This window comes from Muriicola sp. E247 (assembly GCF_041358175.1).
GTDB lineage: Bacteria > Bacteroidota > Bacteroidia > Flavobacteriales > Flavobacteriaceae > Muriicola.
In genome coordinates, this window is the sequence record NZ_JBGKBE010000005.1 from 203,648 (window position 1) to 220,938 (window position 17,291).

At 42.4% G+C, this 17,291-nt stretch carries 10 protein-coding genes and 1 tRNA gene; 3 read left to right on the forward strand and 8 right to left on the reverse strand.

What is annotated here, in order from left to right; translation table 11 throughout:
* Nucleotides 1-67: 67 nt before the first annotated feature.
* From ACA086_RS09730 to ACA086_RS09765, 8 genes are all read right to left on the reverse strand, one after another.
* On the reverse strand, nucleotides 68-2,302 hold the full coding sequence (locus ACA086_RS09730; protein ID WP_371003105.1) for a hypothetical protein: 2,235 nt from the start codon (nucleotides 2,300-2,302) through the stop codon (nucleotides 68-70).
* A gap of 915 nt (nucleotides 2,303-3,217) precedes the next feature.
* Nucleotides 3,218-3,292 (reverse strand) — tRNA-Val (locus ACA086_RS09735).
* A gap of 59 nt (nucleotides 3,293-3,351) precedes the next feature.
* A complete protein-coding gene (locus tag ACA086_RS09740; RefSeq protein ID WP_371003106.1) occupies nucleotides 3,352-4,563 on the reverse strand; it encodes a folylpolyglutamate synthase/dihydrofolate synthase family protein in 1,212 nt (403 codons plus the stop codon).
* 3 nt (nucleotides 4,564-4,566) lie between these two features.
* The gene (locus ACA086_RS09745; RefSeq protein WP_371003107.1) at nucleotides 4,567-5,463 is read right to left on the reverse strand and encodes an energy transducer TonB; all 897 of its coding nucleotides are present in this window, start codon (nucleotides 5,461-5,463) and stop codon (nucleotides 4,567-4,569) included.
* Nucleotides 5,463-5,849, reverse strand: coding sequence for an ExbD/TolR family protein (locus ACA086_RS09750; RefSeq protein ID WP_371003108.1), 387 nt, complete (start codon nucleotides 5,847-5,849; stop codon nucleotides 5,463-5,465). Before ACA086_RS09750 ends, ACA086_RS09745 begins: the two co-directional genes overlap by 1 nt.
* 9 nt (nucleotides 5,850-5,858) lie before the next feature.
* Entirely contained in the window at nucleotides 5,859-6,551 is a 693-nt protein-coding gene (locus ACA086_RS09755) for a MotA/TolQ/ExbB proton channel family protein (protein ID WP_371003109.1), read from the reverse strand.
* A 50-nt stretch (nucleotides 6,552-6,601) separates the two neighbouring features.
* On the reverse strand, nucleotides 6,602-7,966 hold the full coding sequence (gene nhaD / locus ACA086_RS09760) for a sodium:proton antiporter NhaD (protein ID WP_371003110.1): 1,365 nt from the start codon (nucleotides 7,964-7,966) through the stop codon (nucleotides 6,602-6,604).
* Between the two features lie 12 nt (nucleotides 7,967-7,978).
* Nucleotides 7,979-9,211, reverse strand: a complete 1,233-nt coding sequence (locus ACA086_RS09765) for a Glu/Leu/Phe/Val dehydrogenase dimerization domain-containing protein (protein WP_371003111.1) — start codon at nucleotides 9,209-9,211, stop codon at nucleotides 7,979-7,981.
* A 289-nt stretch (nucleotides 9,212-9,500) separates the two neighbouring features.
* Here ACA086_RS09765 and ACA086_RS09770 point away from each other — a divergent pair, with 289 nt between their 5' ends.
* From ACA086_RS09770 to ACA086_RS09780, 3 genes are all read left to right on the forward strand, one after another.
* Nucleotides 9,501-10,643 (forward strand): acyl-CoA dehydrogenase, encoded by a 1,143-nt coding sequence (locus ACA086_RS09770; RefSeq protein WP_371003112.1) that lies wholly within the window; start codon nucleotides 9,501-9,503, stop codon nucleotides 10,641-10,643.
* A gap of 228 nt (nucleotides 10,644-10,871) precedes the next feature.
* Nucleotides 10,872-15,377, forward strand: coding sequence for a glutamate synthase large subunit (gene gltB / locus ACA086_RS09775; RefSeq protein ID WP_371003113.1), 4,506 nt, complete (start codon nucleotides 10,872-10,874; stop codon nucleotides 15,375-15,377).
* A 9-nt stretch (nucleotides 15,378-15,386) separates the two neighbouring features.
* Entirely contained in the window at nucleotides 15,387-16,853 is a 1,467-nt protein-coding gene (locus tag ACA086_RS09780; RefSeq protein ID WP_371003114.1) for a glutamate synthase subunit beta, read from the forward strand.
* The last annotated feature ends 438 nt before the right edge of the window (nucleotides 16,854-17,291 follow it).

Consider the following 17,291-nt stretch of genomic DNA (forward strand, 5'->3'; position numbering starts at 1 on the left):
ATCCCTTCAGGGTAAAAAATTATTACTCTCGATCATGGTACTTATTCGCAGAAGAAAAAATATTCACTTATTTAATATACTTTGAGACCAGGGTATTTACAAAAAGGATGTTACCGATACTATCATAACCTTCAAATAATTCAATTGCTTTTTCTGATTTCATCATGCTTCCGTGAAAACCGATCAACGTAAGGTCTGCTTCTACAGAATACTTATTAATTACTTCTTTTCTACTAACGCCTGATTCAATAGGCAACACTCTTATATTTTTAGAAGAAATAGGCAGGCGCCCGCTAGATGTGAGTTCCGTCAAATATTCTCGCTCCTGTTTTAAATCCTTTTCAGGAAAAGTTGCAAAAATCTTGATTTCACCCTTCTTCCAGTCAGGGTGCCCCAGAATTATATAGGAGAGCAAAATCATCAGATTGACATTTTCATAGTCTTCCTTTCTAATCCAGATATGAATATTTTTCTTATACCCAAACCCTTTGTCTGAACTGGCCAGTATACAAAGGTCATATTCGGCTACCTTAAGTAAGCTGTAATTTTGAATAATTTCCAAAAGCCAATCCCGCTCTCCTTTTTTAAATTCAAAGAGCATGGTATTATTAGGTTGCCCGGAGATTCCCGGTTGCTGAATAGCGTGCGCAATGGCCCCGGTATTCGAAGGAGATATAAGGGCTTCAAGAAAAACATTTGATTTGCTCGAAGCAGCCAGTTGAATAAGTTTCTGCAGTTTATTATTAGCATCAGCCTTCAATTCATTAGACAGGTAACCTTGTACAAAATGGATAAATGTGCCAAAACCATAACGATAGGATATCCATTTCATAATTTCCAGAGCGCTATACCTTTCGAAACTGTCCTTTGATAAGCACACAACAGCAGGTCGCCAGTACTCTTCCGCGGTTTCTTTTTCTGTTTTTTGCAGAAATACCTGCATGGTTCTGCTGAACTGATAGATCACCCCCTGGAATATACGGGCCATACCCTTCTGGTTATCGCCCCTGTAGGTGATATAAAAATACAATAACACCATTACCAATATTGCCGCGATGGCATATATAGTATTTATTTTGAACATCAGATAAATACACATAATGGCTCCAAAGAGTGAAAAGTACCATTTCGACTTAAAGGAAGGTCTGTATGAGGGATCAGCAGCGAAGTGCTGTAAAAATGAGATTAGACATAATGAACCGTAAGTCACCATAAAAAACATGGAGATAATTTCGGCTACCGCATTAACATCCCCCATCAGTACAAAGATCAAAGCAATTATGCTGGTAAGAATAGTAGCATTTCTGGGTTCATTACTATCTTTTGTTCCCCTGGCTACCCAGAAATTAATAAATCTGTTTGGAAAGACCTGATCACCCCCTATCGCCTGTAATGTCCTTGGAGCTACCATAAAGGAACCTATGGCCGAGGAAATTGTAGCTGCCGCCAGCCCTATTGGAATTATCGGACCCCACAATGCAATCTGGCTCATCACTAACTGATCATTCACAAGATCTGAAGGACTTGCAGAGGAAGCCAGTTTGTAAGCTATAAACACATAGACGATCATACCTACAATAGTAGCCGAAAGCGTTCCCAGGGGAATCGATTTCTTGGGATTTCTCAAATCCCCCGACAGGCCTACACCTGCAGTCATTCCGGTAAAAGCCGGAAAAATAATGGCAAACACATAAAAAAAACCTTTGTCTGTTGTTACATTTTTAAAAAGTAATGAGTTGTCAAAGGCTTCAGAATAAGGGGTAGAGCCCATAAAGAAAAGGATAAGCGATAAGGCCAGAATACTTACGACAACATAAAGTGCTTTAACACCCAAATTGGCACCTTTTGACACCATTAGCCAAATGAGCAGCAATAATGCCGGTACACTGAACACCCGGTTGTCAGTTAATTCAAATCCAAATTCTGAATTTATCCAGGGCTTAATTGCCTCAAAAGCTTCAGCGAATGCGATAACATAAAAGGCTACACTAATGGCTTGAGATAAATAGAGGGTTAACCCAATTGCCGCCCCGATATTAAATCCAAAGGAACGGGAAATGATAAAATATTCCCCTCCTCCTTCAACTTTTTGATTCGTGGCGATTTCAGCAAGGGCCATTGCCGTGGCAAAGGTCACCGAATGGCCAATAAAAATGATTAACAGGGTACCCGTAAAGCCCACGGAACCTACTGCAAATCCAAAACGAAGGAACATTATGGCACCCAAAATGGTCGAAATGGCGGTTAAGAATACCGGCAGAGTACCAAAATTCGATTTTGTGGATGCTAGTATATTTGACATCTTTTTTGGCTCGAAAATGTGAATTCATAATCACTAGACGAACCTCCTGTTATTCAATAGAGAGGTCCTTCTTTTAATCTAATTATTCATTTATTCTCCTCATGAAGATAAGAAGATATCTGCAAAGAATATTTATCTTATTTCAGCATATCTTTCTTTATGTAAACAACATTACATACGGAAATTTGAGCCTTGCTCTGGATGGATCCGTACTAAAACCATATCCCACTCAAGTTGTTTAAAAGAGGTTTGGCGAAGTATTACTCACTGCATTCGTGATCCAATTCGGTTCGCTGATGTAATCCTGCCTGCCGCAGGCACGGTAGAAAATCACACCGCACTTCATTGCGGCGTATGTTTTTATCCCCTGCAGTCGCTCAAACAAGTTTGTTAAGGATTACTCACTGCATTCGTGATCCAGACTCGGCCCTTTGATGCAAATAGAAAATCACACCGCACTTCAGTGCGGCGTATGTTTTTATCCCCTGCAGTCACTCAAAAAAGTTTGTTAAGGATTACTCACTGCGTTCGTGATCCAATTCGACCCGTTGATGCAAATAGAAAACCACACCGCACTTCAGTGCGGCATATGTTTTTATCCCCTGCAGTCACTCAAACAAGTTTGTTAAGGATTACTCACTGCGTTCGTGATCCAATTCGACCCGCTGATGCAATTAGAAAATCACACCGCACTTCAGTGCGGCGTATGTTTTTATCCCCTGCAGTCGCTCAAACAAGTTTGTTAAGGATTACTCACTGCGTTCGTGATCCAATTCGACCCGCTGATGCAATTAGAAAATCCAATGCCGATATAAATCGGCATTGATATTTTATATCCGCTAAACACAGGAACGAGTTCCCTGTTTATCGGATATAAAAAATCCACGCGAGATCGCGTGGATTTTCTGAGTGATGTGGGCCCTACTGGATTCGAACCAGTGACCCCCTGCTTGTAAGGCAGGTGCTCTGAACCAACTGAGCTAAGAGCCCGAAACGGGGTGCAAATATAGAATAGTTTTTTTAATACCTAAAATAAAAAAAGTAAAAAATCACAGCACCTCGGCGACCGTAAAATTGCTTCCCCCAACAAAAATCAAATCGTTCTTCCCAGCTGCCTTCTGTGCAGTTTCCAATGCCTCCTTAACTGAACCCGATATTTCACCTTTAAGTCCGAATACCTTTGCTTTTTCACTCAGAATCTCTGCATTCAATCCCCTGGGAATGTCTGGTTTGCTAAACAGATAACGGGCATTTTTGGGAAATAAAGGAAGGATCTGATCGAGGTTTTTCTCCTTAACCATTCCGAGTATAATCCATAGTTCTTTATAGTCCACTTTGAGAAGTTGATCCAGTACCAGGGAAAGACCTTCACTGTTGTGCGCGGTATCCGCAATAATCAGGGGATCCCGTGATAATACCTGCCAGCGACCTAAAAGTCCGGTGTTTTCCACCACTTTTTGCAACCCTGCTCTAATATGATCCTCGGTTACGTTAAACTGCTCCAATAACCCAATTGTTGCAACCACTCCCTTTATATTCCTGTCCTGGTAATTTCCTTTCAGGGAAGTAGTAAACTCTTTTTTAACTAAATCTTTCGCAAATATCAATTTCGCCTGTTGTTGCTTTGCTACCGCGGTAAAAACTTCGAGGGTTTCGTTTTGTTTCTCACTAACCACCACCGGAGTATATGGCTTAATTATTCCTGCTTTTTCATATGCTATTTTTTCAACAGAATCTCCGAGCAAATCAGCATGATCCGTTCCGATGTTAGTGATCAGGGAGACCTCGGGAGAAATGATATTCGTTGAATCAAGTCGCCCCCCCAAACCTACTTCCACAACGGCAATATCCACCTTTTCCTCTGAGAAGAAATCGAACGCAAGAGCTACGGACATCTCAAAAAACGACATCCGGTTCTTTGTTATATATTTTCTGTTTTCTGAAATGAATTTGACTACGCTTTCTTTCGAGATCATTTGCCCGTCAATCCGAATACGTTCCCGGAAATCTTTTAAATGAGGAGAAGTGTATAAGCCTGTTTTGTAACCTGCTTCCTGAAGGATGGACGCAAGCATATGACTCGAAGATCCTTTCCCGTTGGTCCCGGCTACATGAATACTTTTAAAAGTGAGATGTGGTTCTCCTAAATGAGTAGCGAAGGCCTGTATTCCCTGAAGTTTACCGTTGTACGCGCCAGCACCTTTGTGCTGGTACATTGGAAGTTGAGCAAACATCCAATCCAAGGTGTCGCGATAGGTCATCTATTATTCGCCTAATTTAAAGTTGACCACAACAAAACCAATTTGTTGATTTGGAGCTTTTTGATCGAGATTCCATCGGTGAAGAAATGCTGTTTTCCTTGCTGGTTCCAGAAGACAGGGATGGTTATTGGTTGTACCTTTTACTCCCGGTGTAGCATCGATTACTTTTCCGTTTCGGTCTACAACAATCCTGACTACTACCCTACCTTCTTCATTACATTCCTGCTGGACCTTCCCCTGGTTGACAAGGGATCTGCCTTTCAGGCCGTAGCCGCCGGTTCCGCTTCCCGATCCCGGACTTCCGTAATAACTATTGGCATAGGGATCTCCATCTGCCCGCCCTTTGTCGCCAGGTAATTCATCATCACCTTCATTTCCCTCTGCGGTTCCATCAGCGTTATTTATTCCACCCATCAGGGCATCCAACTTTCTTTTTTTAGCTTCTTCCTCCTGTCTTGCTTTCTCTATAGCTGCCAGTCGCTCTTGTTCAGCCCTTTCTTTTTCTTTCCTGATCTTTTCTGCAGCTTCTTCGGCCTTTCTCTGAGCTTCCTTTTGTTTTTCAATTTTAACAGCCTCTTCCCTTTCCTGAGTGAGCAGTTCTTCAGCTTCTTTATCGGGGGCTGCCTCTTCCTGAGGTTCTTCTATTTCCTCAACAACCTCTTCTTCTTTTTCGGCTTCTGTTATTTCGGGTGTTTCACTTTGTTTAGGCTGCAGTATTTCTTTCGGTTGATTTCTTCCTGACCCAAAATCCATACTGCCAAAGTCGACAGTAATCCCATTTTCAATTGGCGGATCCATGTATGTTAATCCAATATAGAATAACAATAGGAGTAGTGCACTTAACACAAATACGGTAAGTGAGAATGATTTTTTCTTGTGTCTCGTATCCAGGAACGACATCAGTTAGGTCGCACGGCGAGGATCACCTTGTAATTATTCTTATTGGCAATGTCCATGACATTGACGGCCTCCTTGATGGCGACACTTTCCTCTGCCCTAAGAATAATGGTGGGGTTCTCTTTCCCTTCCAGTGCTTTTTTTAATTCAATTTCAATATATGCTCCGTTAATCTGCTGATTGTCTACAAAATATTCCAGGCTCTTATTTATGGAAACTGAAACATTTTGGGTATTGGTTGATTTTCCCTTGGCCTTTGGCAAAAGTAAATCAAGTGCATTCGGTGAATTTGCTGTCAACATAAAAAAGATAAGCAGGAGAAATACTATGTCTGTCATCGAAGACATACTAAATTCCGGGCTGATCTTATTTCTTCCTTTCAGTTTCATGGTCCTACTTTAAACAGGTTCGTTGAGTAGATCGAGGAAGTCAACAGCATTTGCTTCCATCTTATGGATCACTTTATCGGTTCGGTTTACAAGGTGATTATACCCCATATAGGCTATAATACCGACAACCAAACCGGCCACAGTTGTGGTCATTGCCGTATAAATCCCTGAGGCGAGTGCACCCATTTCTGCCTGGCCACCACTACTGGCCATTTGATGGAAGGCCAAAATCATCCCTATTACTGTTCCCAGAAATCCTATCATGGGTGCTGCGCCGGCTACCGTTGCCAGAATATTCACGTTTTTTTCAAGTTTATACACCTCAAGAGTACCCGCATTTTCAATTGCAGCGTTGATATCGTCCAGAGGTTTCCCGATCCGTGATACCCCTTTTTCAGTAAGACGTGCAACCGGAGAATCGGTTTGCGCACAAAGGATCTTTGCGGCATCCAGTTTCCCGTTCATGACATGATCTCTGATCTGGTTCATAAAATTTTTATCAATCGTAGATGCGGCTTTAATCGCTAACAGCCTCTCAAAATAAATGTAAAGGGCAACAGCAAGCATGGCGAAGAGTACAGAAATAATAACTATACTTCCTGTGCCTCCGTTTAGAATCAAATCGATGACGGAAAGTGTTTTCTCTTCGGATATTACCTCCCCTGCCTGGACTTTATTGGCCAGATCTTGAAATATTATCATAGGTATTCTCTTAGTTAATTTGCCCCTATAACGGAGTTATGAAGATTTAATTATGCATTCAACACTAAATTTCTTATAAGTATAAAACAAGCTGCTCCAGAGACAAACCCTACGAGAGCCAACCACGCTATTTTGCGGAAGTACCAGAAGAAATCAATTTTTTCCATTCCCATCGCTACCACCCCTGCGGCAGAGCCTATAATGAGCATGCTTCCACCTGTTCCTGCTGAATACGCAATAAAATGCCATACAGAATCATCCATGGGTATTGAAAACATACCCATACTGGCTGCCACCAGGGGAACGTTGTCAATAATCGCAGAACCCACGCCAAGAATCATTATAACCAAATCAGAAACTGACTGACCCATAGACTCTGAGCCCATCATTGGCATCGTTTTATCGAGTACTTCGGCAAATTCGAATAGCATCCCGAGGGATTCCAGTGCTGCCACTGCCAAAAGAATTCCGAGAAAGAAAAGAATACTGGGTAGCTCTATTTTAGAAAGTGATGAATGCACCGGACTGTGATGTGCAGCTTCATCAGAAACTGCATCAACGGAAGAAATACTAAATTTTGCATTACTATAAATCTCAGCGAAAGTAGCAACAATTGCCAAAGATAACATCATCCCTACATAAGGAGGAAGGTGAGTAATGGTCTTGAAAAAAGGCACAAATACTATAGATCCCAGTCCAAGGTATAGCATTGTTGCACCATAGGGCGATTTGGGAATTTCCTTTTCTTCCAGATCACCTTCTATTTCTCCTTGAAAGACCTTGTAACGGAGCGCAAAAAGCACCGGAACGACCATACAGACCACCGATGGAATAAATACATGTTCAATAAGCTGCCATGCACTTACTTTATTGGCAATCCATAACATGGTTGTAGTTACATCTCCGATAGGAGACCAGGCCCCTCCGGCATTCGCGGCGATAATAATCATACCTGCAAACCAAAGTCGAAGCTCCCTGTCTTTGATCACCTTCTGTAAAATTGTAACTAAAACAATAGTCGCTGTAAGGTTGTCGATGATGGCCGAAAGAATAAAGGCCAGGATGGAAAATAGCCATAAGAGTTTTGACTTCTTTTTAGTACGTATATACCCTTTTATCGTAGCGAACCCATCAAAATAATCGATGATCTCTACAATTGTCATTGCACCTAATAAGAAAACCAATATTTCTGCAGTCTTACCCAAATGATGCAGTAGCATTTCATCAATATGTGAGGGCTCCAATTCCTTTAAATCTGCATTAACTTCAAAAACAGGCATATGCGTTAGTGCAATAATCGCCCAAAGAATAGCCATCATCGCCAAAGCGGGAATCAGCTTATCTATTTTTAAATTATGCTCTAAAGTAATTGCCAAATATCCTGCTACGAAGATGATAATGATAATAGTTTCCATACTAGTTGGTGTTTATAGTAGTTGTTTAAGTGCTATTTCAAAAGCCGTTTTACTTATGTTGGTCCTTGTGTGATTTTGTTTAAAGATATTCAAAATTGCTTTTCTTATGACATCTGAGGTATCATTAAAAATCAAGTCATCATCCATCGCCACCCTGCCTTCCATAAAATAAGCGAAAACCCTGGCCATTCCACAATTGGAGATAAAATCGGGGATAAGGCTTACTTTTTCATCTGTAAATTCCATAATGGGACCGAAAAAAATTTCTTTATCGGCAAAGGGGACGTTGGCACCACAGGAAATGACCTCCAGACCCGTATCGATCATCTGGGCAATCTGTTCCTTGGTAATGAGTCGGGAAGCGGCACAAGGGGCAAATATTTCTGTGGGTAAGCTCCATATCCGTTCGTTCATTTCTTCAAATGGTATCATCCTGTCGGCATCAGCAATCAACGTATTTCCCTTTTTGTGGAGGAAAAAATATTTGATTTCATCAAAAGTAAAACCATCTTCCTTGATCACACCTCCTTCACGGTCTATAATACCTACTACTTTAGCACCCATTTGTGCCAGGTAAAAAGCTGCCGCAGCACCTACGTTTCCGAATCCCTGAACAACTGCTTTTTTGCCGATTACAGAGCCTCCGTAAATATCGTAGTAATGCCGGATTGCCTCTGCGACTCCAAAACCGGTGATCATATCTGCAACTGTGTATTTCTTGGAGGTATCAGGGGAATGCACTGCACTCTCCAGTACTTTAATAACGCCTAGTCTAAGTTGACCAATCCGGTTAATCTTATCTGCCTCGGTAGGTTTGAAATGGCCATTGAAAACGCCTTCCTGAGGATGCCAGACTCCGGCATCTTCAGTAATCGGGATCACCTCGTGAATTTCGTCAACATTGAGGTCACCACCGGTTCCGTAGTAACTCTTAAGTAAGGGGGAAACAGCTCTGTACCAGCGTTCCAGGACGCCCCTTTTCCTCGGATCATTGGGATTAAAATTTATGCCTGACTTTGCGCCACCAATAGGAGGACCAGACACGGTGAACTTTACTTCCATTGTTTTTGCAAGGGACAGGACCTCGTTCATATCAAGGCCCTCCCGCATTCGCGTACCCCCTCCGGCTGCTCCCCCTCGAAGAGAATTGATCACCGTCCAGCCTTCCGCTTCCGTTTCGGGGTCTTTCCAATTAAAAACTATTTCAGGAGCTCTGTCTTCGTACTGCTTTAAAAGATCTTTCATTAAATAAGGATTAGATTATGAGTTGTAATACTTCCGCTGAACAGCCAATTTTCAAGGCCCTGGATGTGATTTAAGCTAGTGTTGTCTCATAATACAATGTAGATTTACCCTTACGTTTTGGTCTGCAACAAATATAAAAATATTGCCCGGGTATAAAAGGTTTTCATCATGTCCTTCTGCAAATCCGCAAGATTTAATTGTGAGATTCTCAAATTGACCATATAATCATTGAATAATATCTAATCTAGATGTATATTTGTAAGCCTTTTTTAACAATATAACAAGCAGTATGGATTTTACGCTTTCCGAAGAACAATTGATGATACAGCAGGCTGCACGTGATTTCGCACAGCAGGAATTACTCCCCGGAGTAATCGAACGAGATGAAGAACAAAAGTTTCCTGCCCCCCAGGTTAAAATGATGGGTGAGCTTGGTTTTATGGGGATGATGGTTGACCCGGAGTACGGCGGAAGCGGCCTGGATACGCTTTCTTATGTCCTTGTTATGGAAGAACTTTCAAAAGTGGATGCATCTGCTTCGGTTATCGTATCTGTAAATAATTCACTGGTTTGCTGGGGCCTTGAGACTTTTGGGAATAAGGAACAAAAAGAAAAATATCTGAAACGACTCGCTACAGGTGAGATCATCGGAGCGTTTTGCCTTTCCGAGCCCGAGGCAGGAAGTGATGCCACATCTCAAAAAACAACAGCAATAGATAAAGGCGATCACTATCTGTTGAATGGCACAAAGAACTGGATCACAAATGGTAGTTCTGCCGATGTTTACCTTGTGATTGCTCAGACAGACGTTAAGAAAAAACACAAAGGAATCAATGCCCTGATCGTTGAAAAAGATATGGATGGCTTTGAAATTGGGCCAAAAGAGAATAAGTTAGGAATACGCGGAAGTGATACTCATTCACTTAACTTCAATGACGTAAAAGTACCTAAGGAAAATAGGATAGGAGAAGACGGGTTTGGTTTTAAATTTGCCATGAAGACACTTGCCGGTGGCCGGATTGGAATTGCCGCACAGGCCTTAGGTATTGCGGCAGGAGCCTATGAACTGGCCAAAAAATACTCTAAGGAGAGAAAAGCCTTCGGTACCGAAATCATGAATCACCAGGCAATCGCTTTTAAACTGGCCGATATGCACACACAGATAGAAGCCGCCAGATTTCTGGTTTACAAAGCGGCCTGTGACAAAGACCGTCGTGAGAATTATGACCTTTCCGGGGCGATGGCTAAGCTTTATGCTTCTCAGGTGGCTATGGAAACTACCGTAGAAGCCGTTCAAATTCACGGTGGGAATGGGTTTGTAAAAGATTACCATGTAGAACGACTGATGAGAGATGCCAAAATCACTCAGATCTATGAAGGAACTTCGGAAATTCAGAAGATTGTAATTTCGCGGAGTGTTCTCAAAGATTAAAGAATTCAAAAATTAATTCCTTAATTATAATGCCCTTAAAAAAAGACCCCATTGAGGGTCTTTTTTCATTTCCTCCATTGTGAAAAAACCATAAAAACGGGGTTAAATATTCTATTTTGCATTTTTTTCAACAAAAAATTATGTACGATGTATTTTTCATCCTAAATGGCTTTAAACACTACAGGATTCTTAGTGTTTTTGATATTTTTGATAAAATACACTAAATTGATGTTGAAGAAGCAAGGATTGTATTTACCGGAGTTTGAACACGACAACTGCGGTGCGGGGTTTATCTGTAGCCTGAAAGGAAAAAAATCTAACGATATTATCCATAAAGCTCTTGAAATTCTGGATAAACTGGAACACAGGGGTGCGGTTAGTGCAGATGGTAAAACCGGAGATGGGGCAGGAATCCTTATAGATATTCCCCACCAGTTCTTTAAGGAAGTCTGTAATTTTGAATTGCCAGAACCCGGGGCGTATGCCACCGGGAATGTCTTCCTTCCTAAAAAGGAGAACCAACGCGAGTTCTGTACCTCTATTCTTGAATCGGAGATCAAAAGACAGGGCCTGCAACTCCTGGGTTGGCGCGACGTGCCTGTTAACAGGGGAGTGCCCGGCAGAATGGCTTCTGAAACCGAACCGTATGTAAAGCAGATATTTGTAGGAAAAGGTTCCGAAGAAGAGGATATTGCCACTTTAAACCGAAAGTTATTTATCGCCCGAAAGATTACAGAGCATACAGTGATCAACTCTAAGCTCTCTGAAAGCAAGTTTTTCTACATCCCAAGTCTTTCTACCAAAATCATCATTTTTAAAGGGCTGTTGATGCCCCAGGATATCAAATTATACTACAAAGACCTGATGGATCCACGGGTAGTGACCAGGTTGGCACTGGTTCACCAGCGTTTTTCTACGAACACCTTTCCTACCTGGGACCTGGCACAACCATTCAGATATATGTGTCACAATGGAGAAATTAACACCCTCAGAGGAAATGTGACGAGGATGCGATCCAGGGAGGAATTAATGAAGAGTCCCCTCTTTGGAGAGGAAATTAAAAAAATACTTCCAATCATACTTCCCGGCAAATCTGATTCCGCCACTATGGACATGGTGGTTGAACTGCTATTGATGACGGGTCGTTCTCTTCCCGAAGTAATGATGATGCTTGTTCCGGAAGCCTGGGAAAAAAATACGGAAATGTCTGAGGCAAAAAAGGCCTTTTACGAGTATAACTCCTGTGTTATGGAGCCTTGGGATGGCCCGGCTTCTATACCATTTACGGATGGCAACTACATAGGGGCAGTCTTAGACAGGAACGGACTCAGACCTTCGAGGTATTCGGTGACCAAAGATGATTATGTAATCATGTCATCAGAAACCGGAGTGCTCGACATTGCACCTGAAAATATAGAGCATCACGGGCGACTCGAGCCTGGCAGGATGTTCCTTGTTAACATGGAGGAGGGAAGGATTGTCAACGATACTGAAATAAAGGAAGAAATAGCAAAACGACATCCCTATAAAAAGTGGCTTAAAGATAATTTGGTGCATCTGAGAGACATTCCCTATAATGATTGCCCACTGTTCATGGGGGAAGAATCGGTGGAGACGAGAAAAGCGATTTTTGGGTATACCCTTGAGGATATCAATACCATCATCCTGCCGATGGGAAAAAATGCGAAGGAACCTATTGGTTCTATGGGATCGGACACCCCAATTGCAGTTTTATCAGAACGGCCTCAGCTTATATACAACTATTTCAAACAATTATTCGCTCAGGTTACCAATCCTCCACTGGATGGAATCCGGGAAGAGCTCATTACTGATATCAGTTTAACGCTTGGGACAGATCGTAATATTTTTGAGATCACGGAACTGCATTGTCGCAAACTCAAGATACAGAATCCGGTCATCTCCAAAGAAGACCTGGACAAGATTAAAAATTACGACGCCAGTCCGGATTACAAAGTAGTATCCATCTCTTCACTCTACGAAATCGAAAGAGGACACAACGGGCTGGAAGACGCTTTGGAATCAATCTTAAAACAAGCATCAGAGGCTATAGACCAGGGGGCAAATATTATCATTCTATCCGACAGGTTTGTTAGCAAGAAAAAAGCACCGATACCTGCTTTACTGGCCTGTTCCTTTGTCAACAGTGGTTTGCAGCGTCTTGGGAAGCGTTCTAATCTGAGTATCATCATAGAATCTGCAGAACCGAGAGAGGTTCATCATTTCGCTTTATTATTCGGATTTGGAGCAAGCGCGATTAATCCTTACCTCGTAAATGAAATTATAGGGGAACAAATAGAAGAGAACGACATTACTGAATACACTTTCGATGAAGCCATCAAAAATTACAATAAGGCTATTGGAAAAGGTATTGTGAAAGTGATGAATAAAATAGGCATTTCCACTTTGAATTCATATCGCGGATCTCAACTCTTCGAATGTATCGGACTTAACACTAATGTGGTTAATACATATTTTCCTAATACACCTACCAGAATTCAGGGAATAGGATTGTATGAAATAGAAAAAGAGATCGCTAAACGCCATAAAAAAGCATATGCAGATAAACATGTAGCTGCTAATCTTGATGTAGAGATAGGCGGGGAATACCGTTGGCGAAGGGGTGGTGAAAAACATATGTTTAACCCCCTTACTATTGCGAAATTGCAGAAGTCGGTTAGAAACAACGAACCGGAAACCTACAAAGAGTATTCAAAGATTGTAAATGAACAATCGCGGGACCTGATGACACTCAGGGGGCTTTTTGAGTTTACGAATTACGATCCCATCCCGATCGATGAAGTTGAACCCTGGACCAATATTGTAAAGCGCTTTAAAACAGGAGCGATGTCTTATGGTTCTATCAGCAAGGAAGCGCATGAAAATCTGGCGATTGCCATGAACCGAATTGGAGGCAAAAGTAATTCCGGTGAAGGTGGGGAAGATGCCGAAAGGTTTTACAAAAATCAATCGGGTGACTGGCGAAACAGCGCTATTAAGCAAGTAGCATCCGGCAGGTTTGGAGTCACTTCCAATTACCTGACCAATGCACAAGAGATTCAGATAAAAATGGCGCAGGGTGCCAAACCCGGTGAGGGTGGACAGTTACCCGGACCGAAGGTCAATCCTTCTATTGCCAAGACCAGGAATTCAACACCCTATGTCGGACTCATTTCACCCCCGCCTCATCACGATATTTACTCCATCGAGGATCTTTCACAATTGATTTACGATCTGAAATCAGCAAATCGCGAAGCGAGGATCAATGTAAAATTGGTCTCAGAAGTTGGTGTGGGAACTGTTGCAGCGGGAGTTGCTAAAGCCAAGGCCGATGTCATCCTTATTTCCGGATTTGACGGAGGTACCGGGGCTTCACCTCTTACCTCCTTAAAACACGCCGGACTTCCATGGGAACTCGGAATTGCAGAGGCACAGCAAACCCTGGTAATGAATGACCTCAGGAATCGGGTGGTACTGGAATGTGATGGACAATTGAAAACGGGAAGAGACGTTGCAGTGGCCTGTTTACTCGGGGCGGAAGAATTTGGATTTGCAACTGCACCCCTTGTGGCTTCAGGTTGTATTATGATGCGAGTTTGCCATCTCAACACCTGTCCGGTGGGCATCGCTACACAAAATCCTGAGTTGCGAAAGAAGTTTGAAGGAAAACCAGAACACGTGGTAAACTATATGTACTTCGTGGCACAGGAATTAAGGGAGATCATGGCAAAGCTCGGGTTCAGGACCATTAGTGAAATGGTAGGCCAGGTGCAGAAACTTAACAGGAATAAAGCGATTAATCACTATAAAGCAAATGGCCTGGATCTTACCCCCATTTTACATAAGATCGATGTTACACAGGGAACAAAACTGTACAATACACAACAACAGGAACACCATGTGGATGATTCCATAGAGTTTGAAATTATCTCAAAGGCCCATCCTTCACTTTTCAGAAAAGAAAAAACTAGTCTGGACTTCTCTATCCACAATACAGACCGGACGGTTGGCGCTATAATAAGCAATGAAATTTCCAAAATCTACGGGGCTGAGGGTCTCCCTGATAATACCTTAAAACTAAACTTCACCGGTTCAGCAGGACAGAGCTTTGGTGCTTTTGCCACTAAAGGTCTTACCATGATCGTCAATGGAAATACCAATGATTATTTGGGGAAAGGATTAAGTGGAGCAAAACTGATTATTAAAATACCGGCAAAGTCGACATTAAAGCCGGAAGAAAATATTATCACAGGTAACGTAACCCTTTACGGGGCAACATCTGGAGAAGCGTACATCAATGGAAAAGCAGGAGAACGATTTTGTGTACGAAATTCAGGGGCTACTGCCGTAGTTGAAGGAATTGGCGACCATGGATGTGAATATATGACAGGAGGTACAGCCGTTATTCTGGGGGAAGTAGGAAGAAACTTCGGAGCCGGAATGAGTGGAGGAATTGCTTACATTCTCGATGATAAGAAAACTTTTGAGAAGAGGTGCAATAAAGAAGCCTTAAATCTCCTTCCCGTTGAGGATAATAAGGATGTTGAAACGCTGAAAGGCCTGATTGAAAATCATTACAATGCGACTTTCAGTCCGCTGGCTCAGCGCATTTTAGAGAACTGGGAACATTACCTGCCGAAATTCATAAAAGTATTCCCAGAGGAATACAGGCAGGCACTTCTGAGGTTAGAGGAAGAAAAATTACAAATAACATAGGACGAAAGCATGGGAAAAATCACAGGATTTTTAGAGTACGAAAGAAAGACAGAGCCCTATAAACCGGTAGACCAGCGAATTAAAAATTTCAGGGAATTTACCGTGCCGATGAAAGAAAAGGAACTCAAGGAGCAGGGGGCGCGATGTATGGATTGCGGAATTCCCTTTTGCCATAGCGGGTGTCCGCTGGGCAACCTAATCCCGGATTTCAACGATGCGGTATACAGGGGTAAATGGGAAAAGGCAGCAGAAATTTTACACGCCACGAATAATTTCCCGGAGTTTACCGGGAGGTTGTGTCCGGCTCCCTGTGAGGAAGCATGTGTTCTTGGAATTAATGAGGATCCTGTTTCTATTGAGAATATTGAAAAAAATATAGTTGAAACGGCCTTTAAGAAAGGTTGGATTATTGCGGTCCCTCCCCAATCAAGAACAGGCAAAAAGGTTGCGGTAATTGGATCGGGGCCTGCGGGTCTGGCAGCCGCTCAGCAATTGAATCGTGCCGGTCATTTGGTAACGGTCTACGAAAGGGATGAAAAGCCGGGCGGGTTACTGCGCTATGGGATTCCGGATTTTAAAATGGAAAAACACATCATTGACAGACGACTAAAGGTCCTTGAGGATGAAGGCATTGAATTTAAGTGTGGTATTCATGTTGGCAAGGATATCTCTGCTGAGGAATTAAAAGAGAGTTTTGATGCCCTTGTACTTTGCGGTGGGGCAACAGTTCGCAGAAACCTCCCCATTGAAGGATCTGAATTGAAAGGTGTCGTGCAGGCAATGGACTTCCTGGCTCAAAATAACCGGCGTGTAGATGGGCAAAAGAAATTCAAGGAAGAAATTAAAGCGACGGACAAGAATGTAATTGTTATAGGTGGGGGTGATACGGGATCTGACTGTATAGGAACATCCTTTAGACAGGGAGCAAAATCGGTTACCAATTTTGAGATTTTAAACAAACCGACTACGGAAAGACCGCAGGATCAGCCCTGGCCTTTCTGGCCAATGCGTTTAAGAACGAGTTCGTCTCACAAGGAGGGAGCTGAACGTTTTTTCAGTATTTCTACCAAGAAGTTTGTCGGGGATAAAGATGGAAATCTTAAGGCATTGATTACTTCTGAAGTAGAGTGGATCAAACAGCCGGGGGAACGACCTGTATTGAAGGAAATCGAGGGAACGGAAAAAGAATGGCCTTGTGACCTGGCTTTACTCGCTCTTGGATTTACGGGTTCGGAACTGACTTTAGCTGATCAGTTAGGTCTGGAAGTTGATCCTCGCACCAATATAAAAGCATCTGTTAAGGATTATCAGTCTAATGTTCCGGGGGTGTTCGTCGCCGGAGACCAGAGACGCGGTCAATCCTTAATTGTATGGGCTATTTCTGAAGGAAGGCAGGCCGCATATCACGTTGATACTTTCCTGATGGGCTCTTCTTCCTTACCGCTGAAGGGGGAAGGAGATTTACCACGTATATAGTGTTTCTATCTATTTCTTGAGGCTTTTTTTTATAGTATAATTGATCTCAAAAATCCATAAGTAGGGTTCTGATAGGAAGGTGCAGGATAAGACCTTATTTTTTATACATGGGGGTAAAGGGACGTATGTCCCCCGGGGGGTTAATAGTGTTCTATTTTACCTTGTTATGGCCATCAATTTAGTAAATGCCCAGCTTTACTACCCTCTATTACAATTCAAATACTGCTGGCATAAATCTTGATAAAACTCTGGGGCTTCGTCGGAGAATTTTAGCTGTTATAACAATTCTAGGCATAAAAAAACCCTGAAGTAAAATGAATTACTTCAGGGTTAAAAAGGCGGCGACCTATTGCTGACTGCCCGCCCGTGCAAACAAAGTGCTGCATGGGTGGATACAGGAAGTAATCACGCCAATGGCGTGGTTCGCTTGCTTGAATG

Coding starts and splice junctions, on each gene's coding strand:
- ACA086_RS09730 (WP_371003105.1), bottom strand. CDS start 2,302: ATGTCAAATATACTAGCATCCACAAAATCGAATTTTGGTACTCTGCCG.
- ACA086_RS09740 (WP_371003106.1), bottom strand. CDS start 4,563: ATGACCTATCGCGACACCTTGGATTGGATGTTTGCTCAACTTCCAATG.
- ACA086_RS09745 (WP_371003107.1), bottom strand. CDS start 5,463: ATGTCGTTCCTGGATACGAGACACAAGAAAAAATCATTCTCACTTACC.
- ACA086_RS09750 (WP_371003108.1), bottom strand. CDS start 5,849: ATGAAACTGAAAGGAAGAAATAAGATCAGCCCGGAATTTAGTATGTCT.
- ACA086_RS09755 (WP_371003109.1), bottom strand. CDS start 6,551: ATGATAATATTTCAAGATCTGGCCAATAAAGTCCAGGCAGGGGAGGTA.
- nhaD (WP_371003110.1), bottom strand. CDS start 7,966: ATGGAAACTATTATCATTATCATCTTCGTAGCAGGATATTTGGCAATT.
- ACA086_RS09765 (WP_371003111.1), bottom strand. CDS start 9,211: ATGAAAGATCTTTTAAAGCAGTACGAAGACAGAGCTCCTGAAATAGTT.
- ACA086_RS09770 (WP_371003112.1), top strand. CDS start 9,501: ATGGATTTTACGCTTTCCGAAGAACAATTGATGATACAGCAGGCTGCA.
- gltB (WP_371003113.1), top strand. CDS start 10,872: ATGTTGAAGAAGCAAGGATTGTATTTACCGGAGTTTGAACACGACAAC.
- ACA086_RS09780 (WP_371003114.1), top strand. CDS start 15,387: ATGGGAAAAATCACAGGATTTTTAGAGTACGAAAGAAAGACAGAGCCC.